The following is a 24050-nucleotide window of genomic DNA, read 5'->3' on the forward strand; positions in this document are numbered from 1 at the left end:
AACAACAACCTAGATCGAGATCTTCTTCAGCCGCGCCTTGCGACCGTAGATGAGATTGACCACCGCACGGGTCCCGAGGATCGCAGTGAACATCGATGTAACGATGCCCAGGCACAGGGTGACCGCGAAGCCCTTGATCGGCCCGCTGCCGAAACCGAACAGCATGACGGCCGCAATCAGCGTCGTGATGTTCGCATCGAAGATCGAGGTGAACGCCTTGTCATAACCGATCTTGATCGCCGACTGCGGTGGACTGCCGGCATCCAGCTCCTCGCGTATGCGTTCGAATATGAGCACGTTGGCATCAACGGCCATGCCGATCGTCAGCACGATGCCCGCGATGCCGGGCAGCGTGAGTGTGGCCTGCATCAACGATAGCGCGGCGACCACGAGCACGAGATTCATGAACAGCGCGGCATCCGCGATCAGACCGAACACCCGGTAATAGATGGCCATGAAGAAGACCACGACCAGAAAGCCGACGATGACCGCGTTACGCCCTTCGGCGATGTTGTCGGCACCGAGGCTCGGCCCGATCGTGCGCTCCTGAACGATGTTGACCGGCGCGGCCAATGCGCCGGCACGCAGCAACAGCGCCAGATCATGCGCTTCGCCGCGCTCCAGCCCGGTGGTCTGGAAACGCTTGCCGAACGCACTCTGGATGTTGGCCACGCTGATCACGCGCTGATCGGTGACCGGTTTGGTGACCTTCTTGCCGTCGACGTAATTCGTCTCGAAGCGGGTCTCGGTGTAGAGCACCGCCATCGGATCGCCGACGTGCGCCGAAGTGACGTTGAACATCTTGCTCGCCGCCTGCCCGTCCAGCGTGACGAACACCGCCGGCTGGCTGGTCTGCTGGTCGAAACCCGACGAGGCATCAACGAGCTGGTCACCCGAGGCGATGACGTCATCCTTGAGCAGGATCGGTTGGCCGTTCTTGGTGTGATACAGCTCCGAGCCGCTGGGCACGTTGCCGGTGCGCTCGGCCTGCTGGGCGTCGTGCGACTGGTCGACCAGTCGGTACTCCAGCGTCGCCGTCTTGCCCAGCAGGCGCTTGGCCTGAGCCGTGTCCTGTACGCCCGGCAGCTCGACCACGATCCGATCCTGGCCTTGACGCTGGACCAGCGGCTCGGCCACGCCGAGCTCGTTGACGCGGTTGCGCAGCGTGGTGAGGTTCTGCTCGAGCGCGAACGTCCGGATATCCGTGGCCCGCTTGTCCGTGAGCTTGGCAACCAGCGTGTTGTCGGCCTGGGGCGCCGGGCTGAACTCCAGATTGGAGAACTGGCCGGGCAGCGCATTCTGTGCCGCCTGTAAAGACTGCTGGTTCGGGAAGACCACACGTACCGAACGGCCGTCCTGATAGGCGCGGCTGTAGCGGATGTTGTTGTCGCGCAGATAGGCCGGCACGTCGCGCGAATAGCGCTGATACGTGTTGTTGTAGACCGTGTCCATGTCGACCTGGAGCAGGAAATGCACGCCGCCGCGCAGATCCAGACCAAGCGACATGGGCTGAGCACCGATCGCCCGCAGCCAGGCCGGCGTGGACGGTGCCAGGTTCAGCGCGACCGTGTAATCGTCGCCGAGTTGGCGCTTGAGTACGCCGGCCGCCTTGAGCTGGGCATCGGTACTGGCATAGCGCGCCAGCAGACGGCCATCGGTGAGCGACACGCTCTCCGCGCCCATCTGCTGATTGGACAGAATCGTGTCGACACGCTGGACCAGCTGCTGGCTGGCGCCGCCGCCATCGGCACGCGAGACCTGAACCGCCGGCTGCTCGCCGTAGAGGTTGGGCAAGGCGTACAACACGCCAACCGCGAGGACGACGAGCAACAACGCATATTTCCAGATCGGATAACGATTCATAACGCCCCGATGGGTGGACAGAAAGCAGGCACGAACAACGCGTCGATCAGAGCGACTCGATCGTGCCCTTGGGCACGACGCTGGTCACGGAGGATTTCTGAACGCGCACTTCGATGCCGTCGGCGACTTCGACGACAAGGAAATTCTCGCCGACCTGACGGATACGGCCCGCCAGGCCGCCGGCCGTGACGATCTCGCTCCCCTTGTCCAGGCTTTCCAGCAGCTGCTTGTGTTCCTTCTGGCGCTTCATCTGCGGCCGAATGATCATGAAATACATGAACACGAAGAACACGACGACCATCAGCACGGTCGGGATGATGCTGCCGCCCTCGGCGCCGCCACTCTGTGCATAGGCGGCCGGAATCAGAAAATCCATCTTGTTCTGCCCTCGAAGAATGAACGAGACCCGCCGACGCAAACCACCGGGCGGGCAAATCGAGCGCCACAGTATGCCATAGGGTCTATCGCGTTTCGTATGACACACCGGCCGCCGACGGCCATCGAAACAATGCCGCCACAAGGCCCGCGCCGGGCACCAAGGCGAGCGCCACAGTCGGGTCAGGCCGTGCCGTAACCGCCGTGTGCGGCCTGTGGCGTCCCGGCCCCCTCGGCCGACGTGAAGAAAGCACGCTGGAAGGCAGCATAGTCACCGGCTTCGATGGCCTCGCGGATGCGACGCATCAGCCCCTGGTAATAAGCCAGGTTGTGCCAGGTGTTCAGACGGGCCGCGAGAATCTCGCCACAGCGATGCAGATGATGCAGATACGCCCGGCTGTAGTGGCGACAGGTGTAACAATCACAGGCCGGATCGAGCGGGCCGGTATCGTGCTTGTGCACGGCGTTCTTGATCTTGACGATGCCGTCGTGGGTGAACAGATAACCGTTGCGGGCGTTTCGTGTGGGCATCACGCAGTCGAACATGTCGATGCCGTAGCCCACGGCGGCAACCAGATCGGACGGCGTGCCGACCCCCATGAGATAACGCGGTGCCTCGGCCGGCGTCAGCGGCAGGATATTGTCGAGAACGGCGGCCTTGTCGTCCCATCCCTCACCGACCGATACGCCGCCGATGGCATAACCATCGAACCCGATATCCACGAGAGCGGCCATCGACTCGGCCCGCAGATCGGAATAGACGCTGCCCTGATTGATGCCGAACAGTTTGTTCGGTGAATCACCGTGGGCCTGGCGACAGCGTGCGGCCCAGCGCATCGACAGCCGCATCGACTCGGCGGCCGCAGTCTTGGCGACCGGGAAGTCCGTGCATTCGTCGAGACACATGACAATGTCGGAATTCAGCGAATGCTGCACGGCGATCGAGCGTTCGGGCGTGAGGAACCACTTGGCTCCGTCGAGCGGCGAGCGGAAGGCCACTCCGTCCTCGCTGAGCTTGCGCATCTCGGCCAGGCTCCACACCTGGAAGCCGCCGGAGTCGGTCAGAATCGGGCGCTCCCACTGCATGAACTCGTGGAGCCCGCCGTGAGCTTCGACGATTTCGGTGCCGGGACGCAGCATCAGATGGTAAGTGTTGCCGAGCACGATCTCGGCCCCCAGCCCCTCGAGCTCCGGCGGCGTCATGCCCTTGACGGTGCCGTAGGTGCCGACGGGCATGAAAGCCGGGGTCTCGACGGTACCGTGCGGCAGATGGACACGACCACGCCGGGCCTCGCCGGCGCGCGATAGCGGTTCGTAGATCGTCATGGCGCGCAGTTTAGTCGCCGCGCGGACAGGCGTCGATCACGGGCGATTGTTTCGCCTGCAAGTCTGTGCCTAGACTGGCGCCGATCGCTCCCAAGGAAACCCAACATGACCGCCGTCGTGCTCGCGAAGTCGTTGTGGCGCCAGACAACCCGCGGCTCTGCGCGGCTTGGCCCGCTGTTCGTTCTATGGCTCGCCAGTTTCGGCGCAGTTGCAGCGCCGGCGGATCTGTCCAACCTGCGCAATCTCGCCTCGCATGCCCAGGTCTCGGCCATGGTGGTTCGGTTGTCCGACAGGGCGACCATCGCGTCGCTCAACCCCGATCAGCGACTAACGCCGGCCTCGGTGAGCAAGCTGTTCTCGGCCTCGGCCGCACTGCAGCAGCTTGGCCCGGATCATCGATTCACTTCCCGATTCGCCAGCCACGGCCTGGTCCGCGGCAATACGCTCGACGGTGACCTGGTGTTCGTCGGCGGCGGGGACCCGTCACTGGACAACAAGCATCTACGCGAACTCGTCGCCCGGTTGCAGGCCCGCGGCGTACACAGCGTCACGGGTGATCTGATCGTCGACGACGGGCTCTGGGGCACCGTGCCCTGTCTCACCCAGGATCGCTGCAACGCCAAGACCCGCGCCTCGCATGCCTACAGCGCCCCGCTGTCCTCGGCCGGCGTGAACTTCGGCACCGTCACCGCCAGCCTCTATCCGGGCGCACACAGCGGCGCGACGGTACAGGTGGCTCTGCATCCGGCCGACCTGCCCGGTTACGACATCGACAACCAGGTTCGAACCGTCTCCCGCGACGGCAAGGCGGGCGTCATGGCCTGGCGCACCTATGCCAACGGCCGCTCGACGCTCCATCTGCGCGGCACGCTGCCGGTCGGCTACGGGCCATACGATCTGCAACGTGCGGTCACCGGCGCCGCGGACGAGACCGCCCGCGTGCTCTCGGCACTACTGGCCAATGCCGGCGTACACGTCCAGGGCCGTGTTCGCACGCGATCCAGTGACGTCGACAGCGAGGGGGCGACGCTCGCCACCGTGGAAAGCAGCTCGCTCGCCGAGCAGCTGATCCCGATGCTGGCCTATTCCAACAACTACATGGCCGATGCGTTGACGCTGGACGTTGCCGCCGACAGTGGCTACAACCTGCCGCTCACGCTGCCCCGCGCCGCACAATCGCTCGAAGCACTTTCCGAACGTGCCAACCAGTTCGCCTATCCACAGCTCAAGCGCGGCGGCGCCGACTTCACCAGCGGCAGCGGGTTGTCGCTCGGCAACAACCTCTCGGCGCGCGATCTGGTCTCGCTACTCGACTACATGTTTCATCAGAACGCCCTCTTCCCGTCGTTCTACGGCGCTATTCCCGTGCCCTTGTCGGCACCTTCACGCACGCTCAAGCAAGGCGATTTCGACTTCCAGACTCGTATCGTTGCCAAGACAGGCACCCTGTCCGAACCGGTCACCGTGCGGGCCCTGGCCGGCTACATGCGGCTGTCCGACGGCAGCTTTGCGGCCTTCGGCATCGTGATCAACGGCACCAGGCAGGATCCGGCGCTGAGCTATCAACAGACGGTGACCGCGTATCAGCACGATCTGGAGAACATCCTGGCGAACTACTGACGCATGGTGCATGACATCGTCGCGATACGAGCCGAACGGTCGACGGCTGGTTGCGCCACAACACCGCCACAGGTCGTGTTCGAGCACAGGCAGATTCGGATTGCCGCGAATTTTTCTTCACCCGGCGCGCCGACGTCGTTATACTGCGCGGCGTCGTGGCCCGGGTGGCGGAACTGGTAGACGCGTCGGACTCAAAATCCGATTCTGGTGACAGAGTGCGAGTTCGAGTCTCGCCCCGGGCACCACGATCCCGATGACGGACGGCAGCATGTGTCGAGCCGTTTCATCGCATCGCCACTGAAATCGCCTCCGGCGTCTCGGCGGTCGCCGCCGCAGACCGTGCCAGATGCGCGAAGACCTTCCATGTATTGACCGTCGTGCACATAACGCCGTAGCGCGGCCTTTTGGGCCAAACCGCTTGGCGGCCGGGCTTTTGCGCGCGCCTGAGCGGCGTTGCCGCTCGCTCATTTGCATTCAGCAAACGGCGCTCGCGGCGTCTTGTCAGACGCGCGCAAAAGACACCGGCGCGACCGTAGATGAATAGATCAGAGGTTCCTTAGCATAACGACCAACACCCCGCCCCCAGGAACCGTGCATCGCGTGCAAGCCGGCACGGCGATTGGCCCGGACACTCGCGGTGCCTGCCCGAAATCGGAAGACCACCGCTGAATCGACATCCCTGACCGGCGATGACCATCGCACGTCGCCCGCCCGCCTCCGATAACGGCCATCCGCCCCAAAAAGACGAGATATTATGTGGTCCTGGATCCAAGACAATGCATCGGCACTTTCGGCCGTCTCCGGTCTGGTCACCGTGGCACTGTGGTTTTTCTATGCCCAGCTGCTCACGCACAGTTTCCGGCGTCAGCGCGTGGCGCGCGTGCTCATCAACCAGTGCTACGGCGACGATTGCGCCTCTGTGTGTCTGGTCAGCAACATGAGTCACGAACCGGTCTATATCCAGTGTCTCGTGCTGGCACTGAACACCGGCGAGGCCCGCTACACATCGTCGATCACCGACCTCGATCGCGCCGAGAGCGCTCGTGGCATGGACGACAGCGGGACCTCGGTGACGCGTCAGGGCCCGTTACTGTCCGGTCACGCCATGCGGATCGGCCGGTTCGATTCACTGATCGACAAGGCCGCGCGGGACCATGGCCTCATCGACCCCGATCGCACCATCCTGCAGACGCAGGATCTGCAGTCGGTCGATGTGACCGCCATCATCAACTACGGGCCGGATGCGCGTGCGCTCGGTTTTGCACGTCGTTTTCTCATCCGCCGCGACGACAATGAGGCCCTGCGCGTACGGCCGGAGACCGTCGCCACATCCCGCCTGACGAATCGCCGCTCGCGACAACGGATGCAATACTGGCTTGCGCAGATGACATGACGCTCGCCTCTCGGTTCCGACGCGACGATGGCGCTGTCATGGCCCTGCCGAACGGAACTTGTATCATGCGCAGGACTCGAAATATCCACGCATGTCACTCGACGACAAAGGCCAAGTAGTCTCCGTGAGCTCTGTTGCCCCGACCGCGGCTCGACAAGCCGCCTCCGACCCCATTGCCCGCCTGCATCCGCGGCTGGTCGCCGACTGCCATGTCATCGGCCGTCTCGAGCGCGCGACCGTGCTGCTGCACCGCCATGCGGCCATCGGTTGGTTGCTTCTCGTGCCCGATACCGATGCGACGGACTGGCAGGAACTCGACGATGCGGAATACGAGCGCATCGCCCTCCAGCTGCGCCAGCTGAGCGCGTTCGCCTGCGACTGGTTCGAGGCCGACAAGATGAACGTTGCCGCGATCGGCAATGAAGTCGCGCAGTTGCACATCCATGTGGTGGCGCGCCAATACGACGATGTCTGCTGGCCGAAACCGGTCTGGGGCCATCTGCCCGGCAGCGGCCCGGCCTATGACGCCGAGACACTGGAGCGGCTGATCACCGACCTGAGCCAAGCACTGCGCCTGAGCCGGATCGAGTCTGCCCGTGGCTGAGCCGACTCTCGCCGAACTCGAGGTCCGCATCGCTTATCAGGACGATACGATCGAGCAGCTCAGCACACAGATCTATCGTCAAAGCCAGATGCTCGACCGCCTGGGCGAGCGCTGTCGCCAGCTTGAACAACAGATCGAGCAGCTACGCGAAACGAAATCCGACGCCCCGGTCGACGACGCGCCGCCGCCGCACTACTAGGGCCTGTTGATGTTTCGTTCGAGCGCCTTTTCGTCGAGAGACCGCTGTGTGTCCGGCAAGGCGCGAGTCGCCGATCGTGGCGTGCCACGATCCAGACTCGCAACGCCGCAGGGCGCCCATCGTCGATTTTTCATGGGCGGCCCACCCGAAAGGGGCAAGTACCCCGAAATCAAAAACACGACGGCAATCCCGCGTTCCAGCACGCAGGCGCCGCATGACTGCGCGGCGCCCGCGACGCCTCGTCTTGCCGCCCATCGTCAACTTCAGGGCGAACTTCGCGCAGACTCCCACGAAACATCAACAGGCCCCAGGCCTGTTAACACGTCCCGCGTGCGCCGCGCTGGCGCGCATTTTTTGCAAGCCAAGGCATCGGGCGCGTACGGCCGTCATTCTGGCGTCGCGAACGGCAACGCCGGATTGCGGAAAAGGACCGCCGTCCCGTCGGGTTGCACCCAAAGGGTTAACACGCCCTAGAACTGGATACGACCGCCGCCCTGGCCGCCGCCGTAACCACCGTCGCCGCCCTGGCCCGGCACCTGGATACGCTGACTCTGCTGACGCTGCATTTCCTTGAGCTCGTCGATCGCGCGCTCGGCGGCGGCGTTGACGGCCTCCGGAAACTTCTCGATGGCCTCGGCCAGATCGCTGGCTTCGAGATCGAACGACAACGGCAGGTTGCCTGCCGGCGTCATCAGGCTGGCCGAGCCTTCGTAATGCACGTCCCGGCTCGTGTCGTCCTCGCCGGTGGCGGTGACCGGCGTCAGTTTGCGGATACTGCCGACCTTGAGATCCGTGAAGGATTCCTCGCGATACATGTTGTCGGCATCGATCTTGATTTCCGGCATGTTCTCGGCCATGACGTCTCTTCCTTGTGGCAATGGATTGAACGCGGCGAAGGATAACAGCCGCAGCCGAGGTGCGATGAATCAGTCGCCCGGCAATGCGGCCATGGCATCGGAGACACGACGCGCGAGATCGGTCTTGAAGTGTTCACGCAGCCGACGCCGGGCATCATCGGCGTTACCCGAAGTGACAAGTTCCTGTTGCATGCCCTGGTAACGAAGCGCATCGACGGCCTGGCCACGCCTGGGCGTGGTGAACAGGCTCGTCGTGGCCGCCGCGGTGTAGACGCTGCCGGTCTCGTCCTGATGCCGGCTGGTGAGCACCATGATACGCAGCACCTGAACCCGGTCCGGCGGCGTTTGGCCGACGTCGAGCGTGATGACGGCACGTTTCAGGCCGGAGAGCGTCTCGCGGGCCATCGCCTCGACCAGATCCGCCGGCAGGATACGATCATCGCCCGCCGTCTCGGCGGGCACGATCTCCAGGTACAACGGTCGTTGCGTCGCGCTACCGGGCGACTGCGCGGATGTGGTCGCAGCCGTCGGCTCGGCCGCGATGGCCGAACCCATTCCGCACACCGACATCGCGCCGGCCAGAGCCGCGGCGAGCACGAGTCGATATGCCAGCCGCAGCAGCACGCTCTGGTGAAACGCACCGCTTCGCCGATGCCCATCGCCACGGATACGCACCGACACAGCCGTCAGCCGGTGTTGCGCATGCCGGCCGCGATCGCGTTGATCGAGCGCAGTACCGGATCCAGCCAGACGCGATCGCCGTTTTCGCGATAACGGGTCAGAGCCGCGGTCTGGATATGGTTGAGCGGATCGAGATACGGCCGGCGCCGGTCCAGCGAGGTCTGGAGTACCGGATCGTCGTCCAGGATCTGCTTTTCGCCGGTGATCCTCAGCACGCCGCTGACCGCGCGGTCATACTCGGCGCGAATCGCATCGAAGACATGGGCATGATCGGCAGCCAGACGGGCGTATTCGGTCGCGATCGGCATGTCGGCCTTGGCCAGCGACATCTGCACGTTATCGATGATGGTCCGGAAATACGGCCAGTCCTGATAGAGACGCTGCAGTGTCTCGGCCTCGACTCCGGCTTCGGTCAGTGCCGTGCCGAGACCGAGCCAGCCTGGGAGCGTGTGCCGCGACTGTGCCCAGGCGAACACCCAGGAGATGGCCCGGATCGAGCCCTTGTCGAGCTTGGCCCGCGACGGGCGCGAACTCGGCCGTGACCCGATGTTGAGCGCCCCGATCTCGGTCGTCGGTGTGGCCGCCTTGAAGTAATCGAAAAAGCCTTCGGTGTTCTCGGTGAGATCGCGATAGAAGCGCTCCCCCGCATCCGCGAGCCGGGCCGCGACATCCGAATAGTCCGCATCCGAGGGGCGCGATGCGCTGGCCTTGAGCGTGCCGGTGACGCCGAGCGTGAGCTCGTTGACCGCCGTTTCCGGATTCGAGTACTTGGCGAAGATCATCTCGCCCTGCTCGGTGAACTTGATGCGCGAGCGCACCGTGCCCGGCGGCTGGCTCATGATGGCCTGATGCGTCGGCCCGCCGCCGCGACCGACGGTGCCGCCCCGACCGTGGAACAGCGTGCAGTCGATGCCGTGCCGCTCACACAGCGCGACCGCCTCCTGCTGGGCGCGATAGAGCTGCCAGCGTGAGGTCATGATGCCGCCGTCCTTGCACGAATCCGAATAGCCGAGCATGACCTCCTGACGCTTCGTGCCGTCGGTTTCGCCGGCTTCCAGAAAAGCCCGGTAGTGCGGATTCTCGAGCAGCTTGTCGAGTACCGGCTCGATGTGCTCGAGATCGGCCACGGTCTCGAACAGCGGCGCGATGCCGAGCGGCGGTCGGACATCGCCGGCCGGGTCGTAAACGCCGGTCATGCGCATCAGCCAGACGAGTGCCAGCACGTCGGAGGCGCTGTGGGTCATGGAGATCACGTAGCTGCCGAAGGCCGCATGGCCCAGCGTGCGCGTGAATTCGCAGACCACGTCCAGCGATTCCAGCGTGTCCTCGACGTCGGAAGACACGTCTACCCGCCCGATGGCCGGCAGTTCGTCACGGCCCAGCTCGCGGTTGAGCACCGCCACGCGCCCGTCCTCGTCGAGCGAGTCGTAGTCGGGCTCGATCTCGAGCGCGGCCATGAGTTCGTGCACGCACTGCGTGTGACGGGTGGACTCCTCGCGCAGATCCAGACGGGCAAGATGGAAACCGAAGGTCTCGACCAGACGCTGGAGATCCTTGATGCGGTCGTTGGCGATGGCCTCGTCGCCGTGGCCGATCAACGATTCACGCATGATACGGATGTCTTCGAGCAGGTCGTCGGCGGCATGATAGGCCAGCGGCGGCCGTTCGCTGCGCTCGGCGCGCAGTCGCAGCTCGGTCTGGATCTGATCGATCATCGCCGAGATGCGGCGCCGCATCAGATAGAGCTTGCGCCGATACGGCTCAGCGGCATAGCGCTCGGGACGCACGCCGGTATGGGCAGCGATACGCTGTTCGTCCGCCTCGAGCGAGGCGAGAAAGGCATCACTGGGCGCACACCAGCGCGCCGAAAAGGACAGCCGGCTCGACAGCTCGTCGATCCGTCGTTCGTATTCCTGAAGAATCTCGCGCGATTGCAGACGCAGCGCGTAGCGTGTCTCGCGTGCAGTCACGTACGGGTTGCCGTCGCGATCGCCCCCGATCCAGGAACCGAAGGTCAGCACCGGCGGCGCATCCACTGCCTTGACACCGTAGGCCTTGGCCAGCGCCTTTTCCAGGTTGTTGTAGATCTGCGGAACACTGGCGAACAACGAAGCCCGGAAGTAATACAGGCCGTTGCGGATCTCGTCCTCGACCGTCGGCCGCGAGCGACGCAGCTCCTCGGTCTTCCAGAGCACCTGGATGTTCTGGCGGATGTGTTCTTCGATCTCGGCACGCTTGAGCTCGTCAGGGTTGCCGAAGGTGAGTTCCTGGAACCACTCGAAGATACGTCGCAGCGAGTCGAGTACCGCGCGCGGCTTGGCCTCGGTCGGGTGCGCGGTGAATACCGGAATGAAGGACAGCTTCTCGAGACGCCCCAGAAGATCGTCGAGCGACACCCCGTCGGCGGCCATGTCGGCGAACGTGCGATTGAACGAGCCCAGCCAGCGCGGGTCGCCGTCGGCGGCGAGCTGGCGTCGCGTGCGATGGGCATGCAGCTCTTCCAGCAGATTGGCCAGATTGAAGTAGATCGCGAACGCCCGGGTGACCTCGGTCATGGTTTCGGCGGGCAGCTCGTCGATCAGCGCCATCAGACGGGCGCGTTCCTCGGCGTCGTCATTCTCGCGCAGGCCGATGAAGCCGCGCCGCAGCGCCTCGACCGTATCGAAGACTTCCGAGCGCGCCTGAGACTGCAGCACGTCGCCCAGCAGCGCGCCGGCGCGTCGGACCTGAGCACGCAGTTCGCGATCGGCCGCAGCCTGGTCGGCCGAGCCGGTGGCGGGATGCTTTTCGTTGATCGCTGGATTCATATTCGATTGGTTCTGGAATCGTTTTCCCTGGGACCGAGGATAGCAGCGTTTCGGGTCGAATCTGCAGTCATCGCCTCGTCGGGCCTGTCGCAAAGACCACGCTGCGGTAGGATGCCGGTTTCCAGGATCTGCGTGTGTTGTGCCATGCCTCGACCAATGCGCTTCTGCCCGAACTGCGGCGCGCCCACCGAATACCGCATTCCCGAAGGCGATGATCGCAAGCGCAATGTCTGTACCGCCACGGGTGAGATCTTCTACGACAATCCGCGCAATGTCGTTGGCTGCATCGTCGAGTACGACGGTGCGATCCTGATGTGTCGACGCGCCATCGAACCACGGCGGGATTTCTGGACACTGCCGGCAGGGTTTCTCGAGCTCGACGAGACCACCGCCGAGGGCGCGGTGCGCGAGACGTTCGAGGAAACCGGCGTCACCGTGACCGACCCGCAGTTGTTCTCGATGCTGGACGTGCCGCACATCGGCCAGGTCCATATGTTCTTCACCGCCACGCTGATCGGTGAACGCATGCCGGCCGGTCCGGAAAGCAGCGAAGTCGCCTTCGTCGATCCGGCCGCGATCGATTGGGCGCAACTGGCCTTTCCGACGATTCATCGCACGCTTGAGCGCTATGTCGATGACCGACGCCGTGGCCACAACGGGCTGCACGTCGAGCGACTGGATGCCCAGGACTGGAACGCGATGCATCTGGCCCGCGATCCGGCCTGAGCACGGCAGGTCATGCTCGAGCCGGCAACGTCTTTTCGGCTTCGTTATTAACCGCGCCGCAGACAGCGGCTGCGAAGGCATTGAAAATGAACGACGGATAGCCGCCGGCGTTTCTTTTCGATGGCGTCGAAAACAGCTGACGTCGTCAGCTGTTTTGGTGCCGGATTAATAATACGGCGTCGATCGCGCCCTGTGGCCTTCCGAAACCGGCGCCTGCTGGTAGACTGCCGCCGTTTGCCATTCAACCATCTGTCGATTTCCGAGGGACGAGGCTGACGCAATGACCTTCGTTGTCACCGAAAACTGCATCAAGTGCAAATACACCGATTGCGTGGAAGTCTGCCCGGTGGACTGCTTCCATGAAGGCCCGAATTTTCTGGCCATCGATCCCGAGGAGTGCATCGATTGCACCCTCTGCGAACCGGAATGCCCGGTCGAGGCAATCGTCTCCGAAGATGATTTGCCCGAGGACCAGGCCGATTTCCTGGCGCTCAACGCAGAGCTGGCCAGCAAATGGCCTGTGATCACCGAGGTCAAGACACCGCCGGACGATGCCGACGAGTGGGCCGACAAGCCGAACAAGCGCGAGCTGCTGGAACGCTAGGGCCTGTTGAGGTTTCGTGCGAGTCCGCGCCAAGCGCGCCCTGACATTGACGATGGGCGGCAAGACGAGGCGTAGTGCGCGCCGTGCCGTGATTCTGCACCAGCGGGCGACAACGCTGGATTGCCGTCGTGTTCTTGATTTTTGGGGCGCTTGTCCCGAAGGGTTGGGCCACAAATCCCGCCCGGCGGCGTTGCGAGCCTGAATCGTGGCACACCGCGATCGGCGACTCGCGCCTTGCAGAACACACTGTGGTCTCTCGACGAAAAGGCGCTCGAACGAAACCTCAACAGGCCCAAGGGCCGGTCGGCGTCGCCGCCGCCTGCCGGCACGACACGTGGCATACGCCTGTCCAGAAGACGGCCGTGGGCGGCACTACCGACGCCACGATGATGAGATTGCCTGGTCATCCTCGTCACAATCGGCGGCGGCAACCTGCGACAGCATATCGACGTAGGCCGACGAACATCGGTCGGCGGCATCAATCGCGAGTCGGCGGGCGATATCGGTGGCTTCGGCCTCACCGTCTGCCACGGCGGCCGAATCCGCCAGCACTACCTCAAGTTCCATGAAATCGCCGAGCCCGGCCACGCGGTCCACATGGATTCGCGTACGTCCGACACGATAGAGCCAGCGGGTCTTGTGAACCCGGCCGTGCACACCAAGCGCATCGGCCAACGCCCGGCGCAGACCGTCTGGATCATCGGTCGGTGTTCGCGTGTAAGACGAGATGGAAGCCGCCGTCTCGTCCGGGCGACGGTAGGCAATGAGTTCGCCGTGGCCATCGCCGAAATCACGCAGTTTCAGACGCCCATTGGCGCAGCCGAAGAACCAGTCCGTCTGGGTCATCGTCGCGATCCGATCGCCGGCCAGCGCAACAACCCGCCGGGCAAACGTCGCGCGATCCGCGATCCGGGCCTTGATTTCAATATTGCGTGCCACGTGGCGCGTCGTCTCAGCCGCGCGGATGATGGGCGCCGTGCAGGGCCTTCAGACGGGCACGGGCGACGTGTGTATAGATCTGGGTCGTGGAGAGATCGGCATGGCCGAGCAGCATCTGGACCGCACGCAGATCCGCACCGTGATTGAGCAGATGCGTGGCGAAGGCATGGCGCAGACCGTGTGGCGAAACGTGGGCTGATACCCCGGCCTGCTGGGCATAGCCCCGTATGCGGTGCCAGACGTTCTGTCTTGTCATTCCCTGCCCGCGGCCGGTGACGAACAACGCATCGCAGCGCCGGGCGCCGAGCAGCACGGAACGCGCCGTGGCCGTGTACCGCGCGATCCATTCGCCGGCCACGTCACCAAGTGGCACGAGCCGTTCGCGCTGGCCCTTGCCGATGACGCGGATCACACCCTGGCGCGTGTTGACCTGAGCCAGCGTGGCACCGACCAGTTCGGAAACACGCAACCCGGCGGCGTACATCAGTTCCAGCATCGCCCGGTCGCGCAGCCCGAGATCGGTCTGGGCGTCCGGCGTCTTCAACAGGGCCTCGACATCGGCCTCGGTCAACGTCTTGGGCAAGCGCCGGCCCTGGCTTGGCATGTCGATCAGCGCGGTCGGGTCGCTCTCGATGGCGCCGGCCCGCTGCTGGTAGCGATAGAACTGACGCAGACTCGACAGAAGCCGGGCAGCACTGCGCGGGCTGCTGCCGGGTTTGTTCACGGTCGCCAGATAGGCCTGAATATCGCTGGCCGTCGCGGCCAGCAGACCCGCCGACGGACACTGGCTCGTGCCGGCAAAACGCGCCAGATCGGTACGGTAGGCCGCCAGTGTCGCGTCGGACAGGCCGCGTTCGGCCCAGAGACCGTCGAGAAAACGCTCGATCACGTCGACGACAGCGGGTTCGATAGCGTCGATGGCAGCCATCACGCGAGCGTATAATGTTTGGCTTTGTCGAGCCAGCCAGGCCCCGGTTTTCCATGTCCCGACCGACTCCGCTCTCCCCGCAGCAACGCTACGAGGCCGATCTCGAACGCGCCGATTTCGCGCGTGACCCGGCACAGGCCGAAGCGGTTGCCGCACTCGAGGACATTCACCAGGCACTGGTGGCACAGCGCACCACCAGCCACGGGCTGTTCGGACGCCGCAAGAAACGCGAGCCCGTCGCCGGGCTGTATCTGTGGGGCGGCGTCGGGCGCGGCAAGACCTATCTGATGGACTGTTTCTTCGACAGCCTGCCGTTCGAGGACAAGACGCGGCTGCACTTCCATCGTTTCATGGCCAAGGTGCATGCCGCGCGCAAGCGCTACGCCAACCAGCAGGATCCGTTGGTGAAGATCGCCGAGGAATGGGCCGCCGACCGGGTGCTCTGCTTCGACGAATTCTTCGTCTCCGACATCGCGGATGCCATGATTCTGTCGCGTCTGACCGGCGCGCTTTTCGAACGCGGCGTCACGCTGGTCGCCACATCCAACGTGGATCCGGACGATCTGTATTCCGATGGCCTCAAGCGCGAGAACTTTCTGCCGGCGATCGAGCGCATCAAGACACACTGTCGTGTCATGCATCTGGCCGACGGTACGGATTATCGACTCGACCACATCGAGGAGTCGGATACCTATCAGACCCCGAGCGGCCCGGAAGCGGATGCTCGGCTCGGCGAGAGTTTCGACCGCCTGGCCGCCGGGCGCGTCGTCCACGCCGGCAACGTGGAGATCACCGGCCGCAAGATCGCCACGCGTTATCGGGCCGACAACGCCGTCTGGTTCGACTTCGACGCGCTGTGCCGCAGCGCCCGCTCGGCCGGCGACTACATCGAGATCGCCCGGGAATATCCCGTCGTGATGATTTCGGACATCCCGATACTCACCGATCGTGACGAGAACGCGGCGCGTCGTTTCATCAACGCCGTGGACGAATTCTATGATCGGCGTGTCAATCTCTTCGTCTCCGCCGACGCCGGCCCCGACGATCTGTATGCCGGCACAGCCCTCACCTTCGAGTTCGAGCGTACCGCGAGCCGGCTTCACGAGATGAGCACGGCCGAGTACATCGGTACCGCCCACCGACACTGACAACGCATCGCTACCATTGATCCGGCGTCCGTATACGCCGAAAGATGCGTGGACGATCGCCGGGCGGGCGGGCACGTTGAGCGTTTCGCACGGTCGCTCTGCCGGATGCCATCGGGCCGGCGGGCGGCGGCCTGACGATGTTGATACCGGCCACGGAGACGCCCATGCGATCGTCCATGATGGACTGCCCCCTGCTGATCGACGATATTCTCGTACGTGCGGCCACGGAATTCGCCGATCACGAGATTGTCACGCAACTGCCGGACAAGCGTCTGCATCGCCAGACCTACGGCGACATGGCCGAGCGCGCGCGGCGGCTGGCCGGCGCGCTCCACGCCGCAGGCATCCAGCCCGGCGACCGGGTCGCCACGCTGGGCTGGAACACCTACGCCCATCTCGAGGCCTATTTCGGTATCCCGGCGATGGGCGGCGTCTGTCACATGGTCAATATCCGGCTCGCGCCGGAGGACATCGCCTGGATCATCAATCACGCCGAGGACCGGATCCTGATCGTCGACGATGTACTGTTGCCGCTCTATGCACGATTCGCCGATGCCATCAATGTCGAACGGATCATCGTCGTACCGTTGACCGGCGAGTCGGTTGATCCGGCCTACACCGATTACGAAACCCTGCTCGCCGATGCGCCGGCCGACTTCGTCTTGCCCGCAAAACACGAAGACGATGCCTGCGGCATGTGCTACACCTCGGGCACCACGGGGCGTCCGAAGGGCGTGCTGTATTCACACCGCTCGACGGTACTGCATGCGCTGACCTCCTCACTGCCGGACAATCTCGATCTGTCCTACAACGACACCGTGCTGCCGGTGGTGCCGATGTTCCACGTCAATGCCTGGGGTCTGCCCTACTCGGCTGCATTGACGGGCGCGAAACAGGTCCTGCCCGGTCCACATCTGGACGCCGCCAGTCTGCTCGATCTGTACGCCGCCGAGCGCGTCAATATCTCGGCCGGCGTGCCGACCATCTGGATGGGGATTCTCAACGCGCTGGACGCCGAACCCGATCGCTGGGATCTGCGCGCGGATCTGCGCATGGTCGTCGGCGGCTCGGCCGCACCGGAATCGATGCTGCGACGCTTCGACGGCCACGGCCTGACACTGGTCCAGGCCTGGGGCATGACGGAAACCTCGCCGATGGGCACGAGCGGCGGGATCAAGCCCGCGGTGGCCGAACTCGACGAGGACGCACGTTACGCCCGCCGGGCCACGGTCGGCACCACGGTCGCCCTCACCCAGACACGTATCGTCGACGAGTCTGGCCGGCTCGCCCCGCGCGACGGCCGGACGATGGGCGAGCTGCAGATCCGCGGCCCGTGGATTGCCGGCAGCTATTATCACCTGGACAACGACCGCGACAAGTTCACCACGGACGGCTGGCTGCGAACCGGGGATATCGCCACGATCGACGCCGACGGTTATGTCGACATCACCGACCGCACCAAGGATGTCATCAAATCCGGCGGCGAATGGATTTCCTCGGTCCATCTCGAAAACGAGATCATGGGCCATCCCGGCGTGGCCGAGGCAGCGGTCATCGCCCAGCCCGACGAGACCTGGGGTGAACGACCGCTGGCCGCGATCGTCACGCGCGCCGGGCAAACGCTCACCGACGCCGATATCCGGACGCATCTACTCGCCCGGCTGCCGAAGTGGATGGTGCCGGAGGCCTATGTCTTCGTCGACGAGATCCCGCGCACGGCCACCGGCAAGTTCAGCAAGCTCGCCCTGCGGGCGACACTCCAGCCCGACGAGTAGCCGCGAGCCGCATCCGGCGTGATCGTTGGCCAGGCCCGATCGATCCGCCCGGATGGCCCCGGATACGGACCGGTTCACGCAGGCCGATGAAATCGTTCCCGTTCAGCTTGCGGGCGCTTTACGGTTTGCTAGCCTTCGCGCCGATCGACATATTCACGATTGGCACGAGGGGAATCGGGGCCTGACTCAGGTACGGATCGTATGCCAATAAACTGCGCTCAAGCTGCACCATGTCGGGCGCTTCCCGACGACCTGTACGGCATGACGGTGAAACTCGCTTGCCGCGCCTGACCACCGTCGTCGCTTCGCTGGCGATCGGCGTTCTACTCTATTTTTCGCTCGTCGCCGGTATCGACGGGCAGCGAACGCTCGCGGCCATACAGCGCATGGATCCTGCCGGCTGGCTCGGCATATTCGGTCTGTCGCTCGCCAACTACGGTCTTCGATTCGTCCGCTGGCACGGTTACATGCGCTGGCTGGGGCATCGGGTGCCGCTCGTGCGGCATCTGTTGGTCTATCTGGCAGGTTTCGCGCTGACCACCACGCCGGGCAAGGCCGGCGAAGGCGTGCGAGCGGTCTATCTGGCGCGTCGTCGCATTCCTTATGCGCACAGCGTGGCCGCGATGTTCGCCGAGCGCCTGCTGGATCTACTGGCGATCATCGCCCTGTCCTGTCTGGCGATCCTGTCGTTCAGCGGCTACGCCGTCTGGGTGATCGCCCCACTGGCCGTGATCGCGGGCCTGCTCGCGGCGATGCACAACCGTCGGCTGCTAAAATATGTCCAACGCCGGGTCGAAGGCGCCGATGGCATGATCGCCGGCGTGGCGCATGTCTTCGTCCACGCCTGGGAGCGGGCGTTCGTGCTGTTGTCGTGGCGACCGTTGATCGGGGGCTTTTTGATCGGTTGCCTGGCCTGGGCAGCCGAGGGTGTGGCGCTGTATCTGATCGCCGACCGGCTGGATATCTCGCTCGGCGTGACCATGGCGGTGGGTATCTATGCCACGAGCATGCTGATCGGGGCGCTGTCGTTCGTGCCGGGCGGGCTCGGCAGTACGGAAGCCGCCATGACCATTCTGCTGAAACTGACCGGCATCGCAAGTACCGCCGCGTTGACCGTCGTACTCATCGCCCGCCTGGCGACACTCTGGTTCGCGGTACTGCTCGGTTTGTGCTGTCTCGTGGCACTGGAAATCGAACACCGCTGGCTGCCTGCCCACGGGAGACCTTCCACATGACGCAAGCTAGTGCTTCCGACGCTGCGCTGGTCGTCGATCTCGACGGCACGCTGGTTCACACGGATCTGCTGATCGAATCAGCATTCGTGTTGGCACGCGAGCGCCCTCGGAGCCTGCTCAAGATGCCGGCGTGGCTGTGTGCCGGCAAGGCCACGCTCAAACACGAGATCGCCAGCCGCGCGGCGCTCGATGTCGGCCGCCTGCCCTACAATCGCGCATTCATCGCGTATCTGGAGACCGAACACGCCGCCGGCCGGCGTATCGTGCTGGCCACGGCCGCCGATCGACGATATGCCGAGGCCGTGGCTGCGCATCTGTCGCTGTTCGAGGCCGTCCTGGCCAGCGACGAGACAACGAATCTGTCGGGCGAGCGCAAGCTGGCCGCGATACGAGCCTATCTCGGCGACGACACCCCCTTCGAGTACGCCGCCGATCACAGCGACGATCGCGTGATCTGGGCATCGGCACAGGGCACGCTGCTGGTTGGCGCCGACAACGGGACACGCGACTGGGCCGAACGCAACGTTCACGTGACCGAGAGCTTCGATCGTCCCCATCGTGGCATTGCGACATGGCTGCGTGCCATGCGGCTGTATCAGTGGGCAAAGAACATCCTGATCTTCGTCCCGCTGATGGCCACGCACTCGCTCGTGGGCATCGACACGCTGGCGGCGGCCTGCATGGCGTTTCTGGCCTATGGTCTGCTGGCCTCGAGCGTTTATCTGCTCAACGATCTCGTCGATCTGTCCGATGATCGCCAGCATCCCAACAAGCGATTCCGTCCCCTGGCCAGCGGTGCCCTGCCGTTGTTGCACGGCATCATCGCCATTCCGGTGCTCATGGCCACCGCCGCGCTCATTGCCCTGTTCCTGCCGCCGCTGTTCGGGGCGGTACTGGGCATGTATTACGTGCTCACACTCGCCTATTCGATGGTGCTCAAGCGTGTGGCGTTGATCGACGTGGTCACGCTGGCCGCGCTCTATACGCTGCGGCTGATCGCCGGCGGCGTGGCGACCGGCATCCATCTGTCGTTCTGGCTGCTTGCGCTGTCGATGTCGATGTTCCTGAGCCTGGCCATGGCCAAGCGTTGCACCGAGCTGTTGCTGGTGCGCTCCGGCCATACGGCCTCCCTCGGCCGCGGTTATCGTGAAGCGGATATCGAAACACTCAAGACCCTGGGCACAGCGGCCGGCTATGCCGCTGTGGTGATTCTTGCCCTCTACATCAACAGCCCGGACATCACGGAGCAGTACGATCATCCCGCGCGGGTCTGGCTGCTGTGCCCGGTCGTGCTGTACTGGATCAGCCGGATCTGGCTCATGACGATGCGCGGACGCATGACCGATGACCCGATCGTCTTCGCTGCCCGGGATCGCGCCAGCCAGATCTGTATTCTGCTCGGCGGACTGATCATGATCGCCGCCCTATGACCGACGCTGCCTATTCCAGCTGGGGTCGCCTGCCGGGCCACGAGGGACCGGCCCGTGTCTTGCGGCCCGCACAGCGGGCCGATGCACGGCCGGAGGCCCGCGATGTCTCGTGGCTGGCCTACGGTTGTGGTCGCAGCTACGGCGATGTGCCACGTAACGACGGCGGCGGCCTGATCGATACCGCTGCCCTCGACCGGTTCATCGCCTTCGACGCCGGAACCGGCGTCATCGAATGCGAACCCGGCGTGCAACTCGGCGATATTCTGCGTCTTGGGGTGCCGGCCGGCTGGTTCCTGCCGGTCACACCCGGCACGCAGTTCGTTACCATCGCCGGCGCGCTGGCCAATGATGTGCATGGCAAGAATCATCACGTGGCCGGCACGTTCGGGGCGCATGTCGCCGCGTTCGATCTCTGGCGAAGCGATGTCGGCGAGATTCACTGCCGCGCCGACAATGCACATCGCGACCTGTTCGCTGCCACCATCGGCGGACTCGGCCTGACCGGCCTGATCACGCGCGTGCAACTGCGGCTCAAGCGCATCCCCGGGCCGTTCATGGACGTCGAGACGATTCGTTTCGAGACACTGGCGGATTTCTTCGCGCTCTCGGCAAACTCGGCCGACAGCCATGAGTACACTGTCGCCTGGGTAGACTGCAGCGCCCGCGGCAATCGGCTCGGCCGCGGCTGGTTCATGCGGGCCAACCATCTGTCCGGACTGGCCCAGCCGCGACAACGCCCGCGCGGGCCCGGGCCGAGCGTGTTCGCCACGCCGCCATTTTCCTTGGTGAACCGCGCCACGCTCGGGCCCTTGAACAGTCTGTATTTCCATCGACGCGCTCGACGACGCGATCGTGCGGCCTCGCATTACCAGCCTTATTTCTATCCGCTGGATGCCGTTCGTCACTGGAACCGGGTCTACGGGCCGCGCGGTTTCTATCAGTACCAGTGCGTGGTCCCGCCCGGCGACGCGCCGGCCGTCATTGCCGAACTGCTCGAGCGCATCGCCGCGGCCGGCCAGGGGTCATTCCTGTCGGTCCTCAAGATCTTCGGCGACATCCCGTCGCCGGGGCTGCTGTCGTTTCCGCGCCCCGGGGCCACGCTGGCCCTGGATTTCCCCAATCGCGGCGCCGAGACCACGCAGCTGCTCGATGCACTGGACAGCGTCGTGCGTGCTGCCGACGGCGCCGTCTACCCGGCCAAGGACGCCCGCATGGCGCCCGAAGCCTTTCGCCAGTTCTTCCCGCGCTGGCCTCAATTCGCGGACCAGATCGATCCTGCCTTCTCCTCGACGTTCTGGCGCCGCATCGCCGGAGAGCATGCATGAGCAATATCGTCATCATCGGCGCGACCTCGGCCATCGCCGAGCGTGCGGCTCGTCGCTTCGCCGAACGCGGCGATGCCCTGTATCTGGTCGCCCGACGGGCCGACAAGCTTGCCCCGATCGCCGAAGACCTGAAGGTTCGGGGCGCATCGCAGGCCGGCACCCACACCATGGACGCCGACGACCTGGACGCGCACGGCGCGATGCTCGATGCCGCGGTCGACGCTCTGGGCGTGATTGACCAGGTTCTGGTGGCCTACGGCACACTGCCCGACCAACAGGCCTGCGAGGCCGATCCGGCGAGCGCCGTCGCGGCCTGGCATACCAATGCCGTATCGCCGATCGCACTGGTCACCGCGATCGCGAATCGACTCGAGGCCCAGGGCCACGGGCTGATCGCGGTGATCGGCTCGGTGGCCGGTGATCGCGGGCGGGCCAGCAATTATGTCTACGGCAGCGCCAAGGCCGGACTGGCGGCCTTTCTCGACGGCCTGCGTCATCGTCTGGCCGATACCGATATCGATATCCTGACGATCAAGCCCGGGCTGGTCGACACACCGATGACCGCCGAGATCGACAAGGGCCCGCTGTTCGCCGACGCCGAGCGCGTCGGACGCGACATCGTAACCGCCATGGACAAGCGTCGTGCCGAGATCTACACGCCAGGCTTCTGGCGGCTGATCATGGCCATCATCCGGATGGTGCCGCGCCCGGTGTTCCACCGCACGAAGCTGTGATCGCTCGCCTGCGCGCCCGATGGCGAGCGGCCGGACGCGCCGGCGATCTGGCCCTGCTCGGCCTGATCTATCTCGTGTCGCGCGCGCTGGCCTGGCAGGCGGGCGTGGCGTTTCATCTCGACACCCTGAATACCGCCTGGCAGCTGCTGGATCCCGAGGTGCTGCGCCATGATCTGTTGGCCGGTGTGCTACACATGCCCGGCCAGCCGCCCCTGTACAATCTGGCGATCGGGGCGCTGCTCAAGCTGGGCGACGCGCTGGCCGTCGGGCCGGTTGGCCTGACCTGGATCTTCCGTGTTTTCTACGGCGCTCTCGCGCTTGTGGCCATCGCCCTGAGCCACGACCTTCTCCATCGCGCCCGAGTGGAGCAGCGCACCGCGCTGATCGTGATGGCGATCTTCATCTGTTCGCCGGCGTTCGTGCTCTACGAGGCGATGCCCTACTACACTCTGATGGTACTGGCCTGGCTCGTGCTGATCGCGTGCTGTCTCGACCGTTGTCTGGCCCGGCCCGGCTACGGTCGTGGCCTGCTGCTGTTCCTGGCCATGACGGGGCTGATCTATACGCGATCGCTGTTCCAGATCGAATGGTTCATCGTGCTCGCCGTCTTCGTGATCCTGGCCTCACCTGGCGCCAGGCGACGCGTCGGGTTGGCGGCTCTTGTCCCGCTGGTACTGATCCTTGCGCTGTATGCCAAGAACGTGGTGCTTGTCGGCCAGTTCTCCACGTCCGACTGGCTGGGACTGAGTCTGGCCAAGATGACCACGCTCAAGCTCTCGCCGCAGACACGCGAGACGCTCATACGCCAGGGCCGGCTGTCGCCGCTGGCCCGCGATGACCGCGCCTACGGCCTACGCGCGGCCGATATCGACGTGCTGGGCGGCCCACCGCAGACCGGCAGCCCGGTGCTGGATACGCTCTATAAATCCACGGGTGCGGTCAATTACAACTATGCGCGTTTTGCACAACGCGCCGATATCGCCACGCGGGATGCGCTGGCCACGATTCGAGCCCATCCCGGCATCTTCGCCCGCAGTGTCGGCACAGCCTGGCTGATGTTCTTCCGACCGGCCAGCGATTATCCGCTGCTTGGCGAAAACCGCACACATCTCGCCCCGTGGAACCGGCTCTACGGCAAGCTGATCGCGGGACAGCCGATCTATCCGCAGACTGCGACGTTCGCGCTCCGGATCGGCCATGTCGGCTGGTTCATCATGGCCGGTTACCTGCTGGCGGTCGGTTTCGGTGCCCTCGTGGCCATCCGCTGTCTGCGAGAGCGGCATCTGTCGCAAGGCGATGCCCTGTTGTTGTTCTGCTGGCTCAACGTACTCTACGTGAGCGTGGTCGGCAATGCCTTCGAGATCGACGAGAACCAGCGATTCCGTTTCGCGATCGAGCCGTTCATCGCCGTGCTGGCACTGCGCGGCCTCCAGGCGATTGCGATGCGTCTTCGGCATCGCCCGTCGCCATCATGAGGCCGA

At 64.6% G+C, this 24050-nt stretch carries 21 protein-coding genes and 1 tRNA gene; 14 read left to right on the forward strand and 8 right to left on the reverse strand.

Going from position 1 to position 24050, the window contains the following annotated elements; translation table 11 throughout:
* Positions 1-9: 9 nt before the first annotated feature.
* From secD to tgt, 3 genes are all read right to left on the reverse strand, one after another.
* A complete protein-coding gene (gene secD, locus D3260_RS11860; RefSeq protein ID WP_120098820.1) occupies positions 10-1863 on the reverse strand; it encodes a protein translocase subunit SecD in 1854 nt (617 codons plus the stop codon).
* Positions 1864-1909: 46 nt separating this feature from the next.
* Positions 1910-2239 carry a preprotein translocase subunit YajC gene (gene yajC / locus D3260_RS11865; RefSeq protein WP_120098821.1) on the reverse strand — a complete coding sequence of 110 codons (330 nt, stop codon included), beginning with the start codon at positions 2237-2239 and terminating at the stop codon, positions 1910-1912.
* 182 nt (positions 2240-2421) lie between these two features.
* Positions 2422-3564 carry a tRNA guanosine(34) transglycosylase Tgt gene (gene tgt / locus D3260_RS11870; protein WP_120098822.1) on the reverse strand — a complete coding sequence of 381 codons (1143 nt, stop codon included), beginning with the start codon at positions 3562-3564 and terminating at the stop codon, positions 2422-2424.
* 105 nt (positions 3565-3669) lie between these two features.
* Between tgt and dacB the strand changes: the two genes are divergently transcribed.
* The 5 genes from dacB to D3260_RS11895 all read left to right on the forward strand — a co-directional run bounded on the left by dacB (position 3670) and on the right by D3260_RS11895 (position 7380).
* Positions 3670-5184: a D-alanyl-D-alanine carboxypeptidase/D-alanyl-D-alanine-endopeptidase gene (gene dacB / locus D3260_RS11875; protein WP_120098823.1), complete on the forward strand. Its 1515-nt coding sequence runs from the start codon at positions 3670-3672 to the stop codon at positions 5182-5184.
* 158 nt (positions 5185-5342) lie between these two features.
* A tRNA-Leu gene (locus tag D3260_RS11880) sits at positions 5343-5429 on the forward strand.
* 509 nt (positions 5430-5938) lie between these two features.
* Positions 5939-6577, forward strand: a complete 639-nt coding sequence (locus tag D3260_RS11885) for a hypothetical protein (protein WP_120098824.1) — start codon at positions 5939-5941, stop codon at positions 6575-6577.
* A gap of 124 nt (positions 6578-6701) precedes the next feature.
* The gene (locus tag D3260_RS17930; RefSeq protein WP_158583517.1) at positions 6702-7181 is read left to right on the forward strand and encodes an HIT family protein; all 480 of its coding nucleotides are present in this window, start codon (positions 6702-6704) and stop codon (positions 7179-7181) included.
* Entirely contained in the window at positions 7174-7380 is a 207-nt protein-coding gene (locus D3260_RS11895) for a SlyX family protein (protein ID WP_199671487.1), read from the forward strand. The genes D3260_RS17930 and D3260_RS11895 overlap by 8 nt, the downstream gene beginning before the upstream one ends.
* Positions 7381-7850: 470 nt before the next feature.
* Here D3260_RS11895 and D3260_RS11900 read toward each other — a convergent pair whose 3' ends face one another.
* From D3260_RS11900 to ppc, 3 genes are all read right to left on the reverse strand, one after another.
* Positions 7851-8237 carry a hypothetical protein gene (locus tag D3260_RS11900; RefSeq protein ID WP_120098827.1) on the reverse strand — a complete coding sequence of 129 codons (387 nt, stop codon included), beginning with the start codon at positions 8235-8237 and terminating at the stop codon, positions 7851-7853.
* Positions 8238-8306: 69 nt separating this feature from the next.
* Positions 8307-8918 carry a hypothetical protein gene (locus D3260_RS11905; RefSeq protein WP_120098828.1) on the reverse strand — a complete coding sequence of 204 codons (612 nt, stop codon included), beginning with the start codon at positions 8916-8918 and terminating at the stop codon, positions 8307-8309.
* A gap of 5 nt (positions 8919-8923) precedes the next feature.
* Entirely contained in the window at positions 8924-11725 is a 2802-nt protein-coding gene (gene ppc / locus D3260_RS11910; RefSeq protein ID WP_120098829.1) for a phosphoenolpyruvate carboxylase, read from the reverse strand.
* A gap of 144 nt (positions 11726-11869) precedes the next feature.
* Between ppc and D3260_RS11915 the strand changes: the two genes are divergently transcribed.
* Together D3260_RS11915 and fdxA are read left to right on the forward strand one after the other, a co-directional pair.
* Positions 11870-12451, forward strand: a complete 582-nt coding sequence (locus tag D3260_RS11915; protein WP_233544054.1) for an NUDIX hydrolase — start codon at positions 11870-11872, stop codon at positions 12449-12451.
* Between the two features lie 280 nt (positions 12452-12731).
* Positions 12732-13055 (forward strand): ferredoxin FdxA, encoded by a 324-nt coding sequence (gene fdxA, locus D3260_RS11920; RefSeq protein WP_120098831.1) that lies wholly within the window; start codon positions 12732-12734, stop codon positions 13053-13055.
* A gap of 372 nt (positions 13056-13427) precedes the next feature.
* On the opposite strand, the gene D3260_RS11925 is transcribed toward fdxA, so the two are convergent.
* Together D3260_RS11925 and xerD are read right to left on the reverse strand one after the other, a co-directional pair.
* A complete protein-coding gene (locus D3260_RS11925; RefSeq protein WP_120098832.1) occupies positions 13428-13994 on the reverse strand; it encodes a class IV adenylate cyclase in 567 nt (188 codons plus the stop codon).
* 13 nt (positions 13995-14007) lie between these two features.
* Entirely contained in the window at positions 14008-14922 is a 915-nt protein-coding gene (xerD, locus tag D3260_RS11930) for a site-specific tyrosine recombinase XerD (protein WP_120098833.1), read from the reverse strand.
* A 53-nt stretch (positions 14923-14975) separates the two neighbouring features.
* On the opposite strand from xerD, the gene zapE reads away from it, so the two are divergent.
* The 7 genes from zapE to D3260_RS11965 all read left to right on the forward strand — a co-directional run bounded on the left by zapE (position 14976) and on the right by D3260_RS11965 (position 24044).
* Positions 14976-16070 carry a cell division protein ZapE gene (gene zapE / locus D3260_RS11935; protein WP_120098834.1) on the forward strand — a complete coding sequence of 365 codons (1095 nt, stop codon included), beginning with the start codon at positions 14976-14978 and terminating at the stop codon, positions 16068-16070.
* 164 nt (positions 16071-16234) lie between these two features.
* Entirely contained in the window at positions 16235-17845 is a 1611-nt protein-coding gene (locus D3260_RS11940) for a long-chain fatty acid--CoA ligase (protein ID WP_120098898.1), read from the forward strand.
* Positions 17846-18123: 278 nt separating this feature from the next.
* Positions 18124-19080 (forward strand): lysylphosphatidylglycerol synthase transmembrane domain-containing protein, encoded by a 957-nt coding sequence (locus tag D3260_RS11945; RefSeq protein WP_158583519.1) that lies wholly within the window; start codon positions 18124-18126, stop codon positions 19078-19080.
* Positions 19077-20510 (forward strand): UbiA family prenyltransferase, encoded by a 1434-nt coding sequence (locus D3260_RS11950; protein ID WP_120098836.1) that lies wholly within the window; start codon positions 19077-19079, stop codon positions 20508-20510. The genes D3260_RS11945 and D3260_RS11950 overlap by 4 nt, the downstream gene beginning before the upstream one ends.
* Positions 20507-21835: an FAD-binding oxidoreductase gene (locus D3260_RS11955; RefSeq protein ID WP_120098837.1), complete on the forward strand. Its 1329-nt coding sequence runs from the start codon at positions 20507-20509 to the stop codon at positions 21833-21835. The genes D3260_RS11950 and D3260_RS11955 overlap by 4 nt, the downstream gene beginning before the upstream one ends.
* Positions 21832-22569, forward strand: a complete 738-nt coding sequence (locus D3260_RS11960) for an SDR family oxidoreductase (RefSeq protein ID WP_120098838.1) — start codon at positions 21832-21834, stop codon at positions 22567-22569. Before D3260_RS11955 ends, D3260_RS11960 begins: the two co-directional genes overlap by 4 nt.
* Positions 22566-24044: a hypothetical protein gene (locus D3260_RS11965; RefSeq protein WP_120098839.1), complete on the forward strand. Its 1479-nt coding sequence runs from the start codon at positions 22566-22568 to the stop codon at positions 24042-24044. The genes D3260_RS11960 and D3260_RS11965 overlap by 4 nt, the downstream gene beginning before the upstream one ends.
* Positions 24045-24050: the final 6 nt, after the last annotated feature.

Origin of the sequence: Salinisphaera sp. Q1T1-3, from assembly GCF_003602005.1 — a bacterium.
In the GTDB taxonomy this organism is placed as follows: domain Bacteria; phylum Pseudomonadota; class Gammaproteobacteria; order Nevskiales; family Salinisphaeraceae; genus Salinisphaera.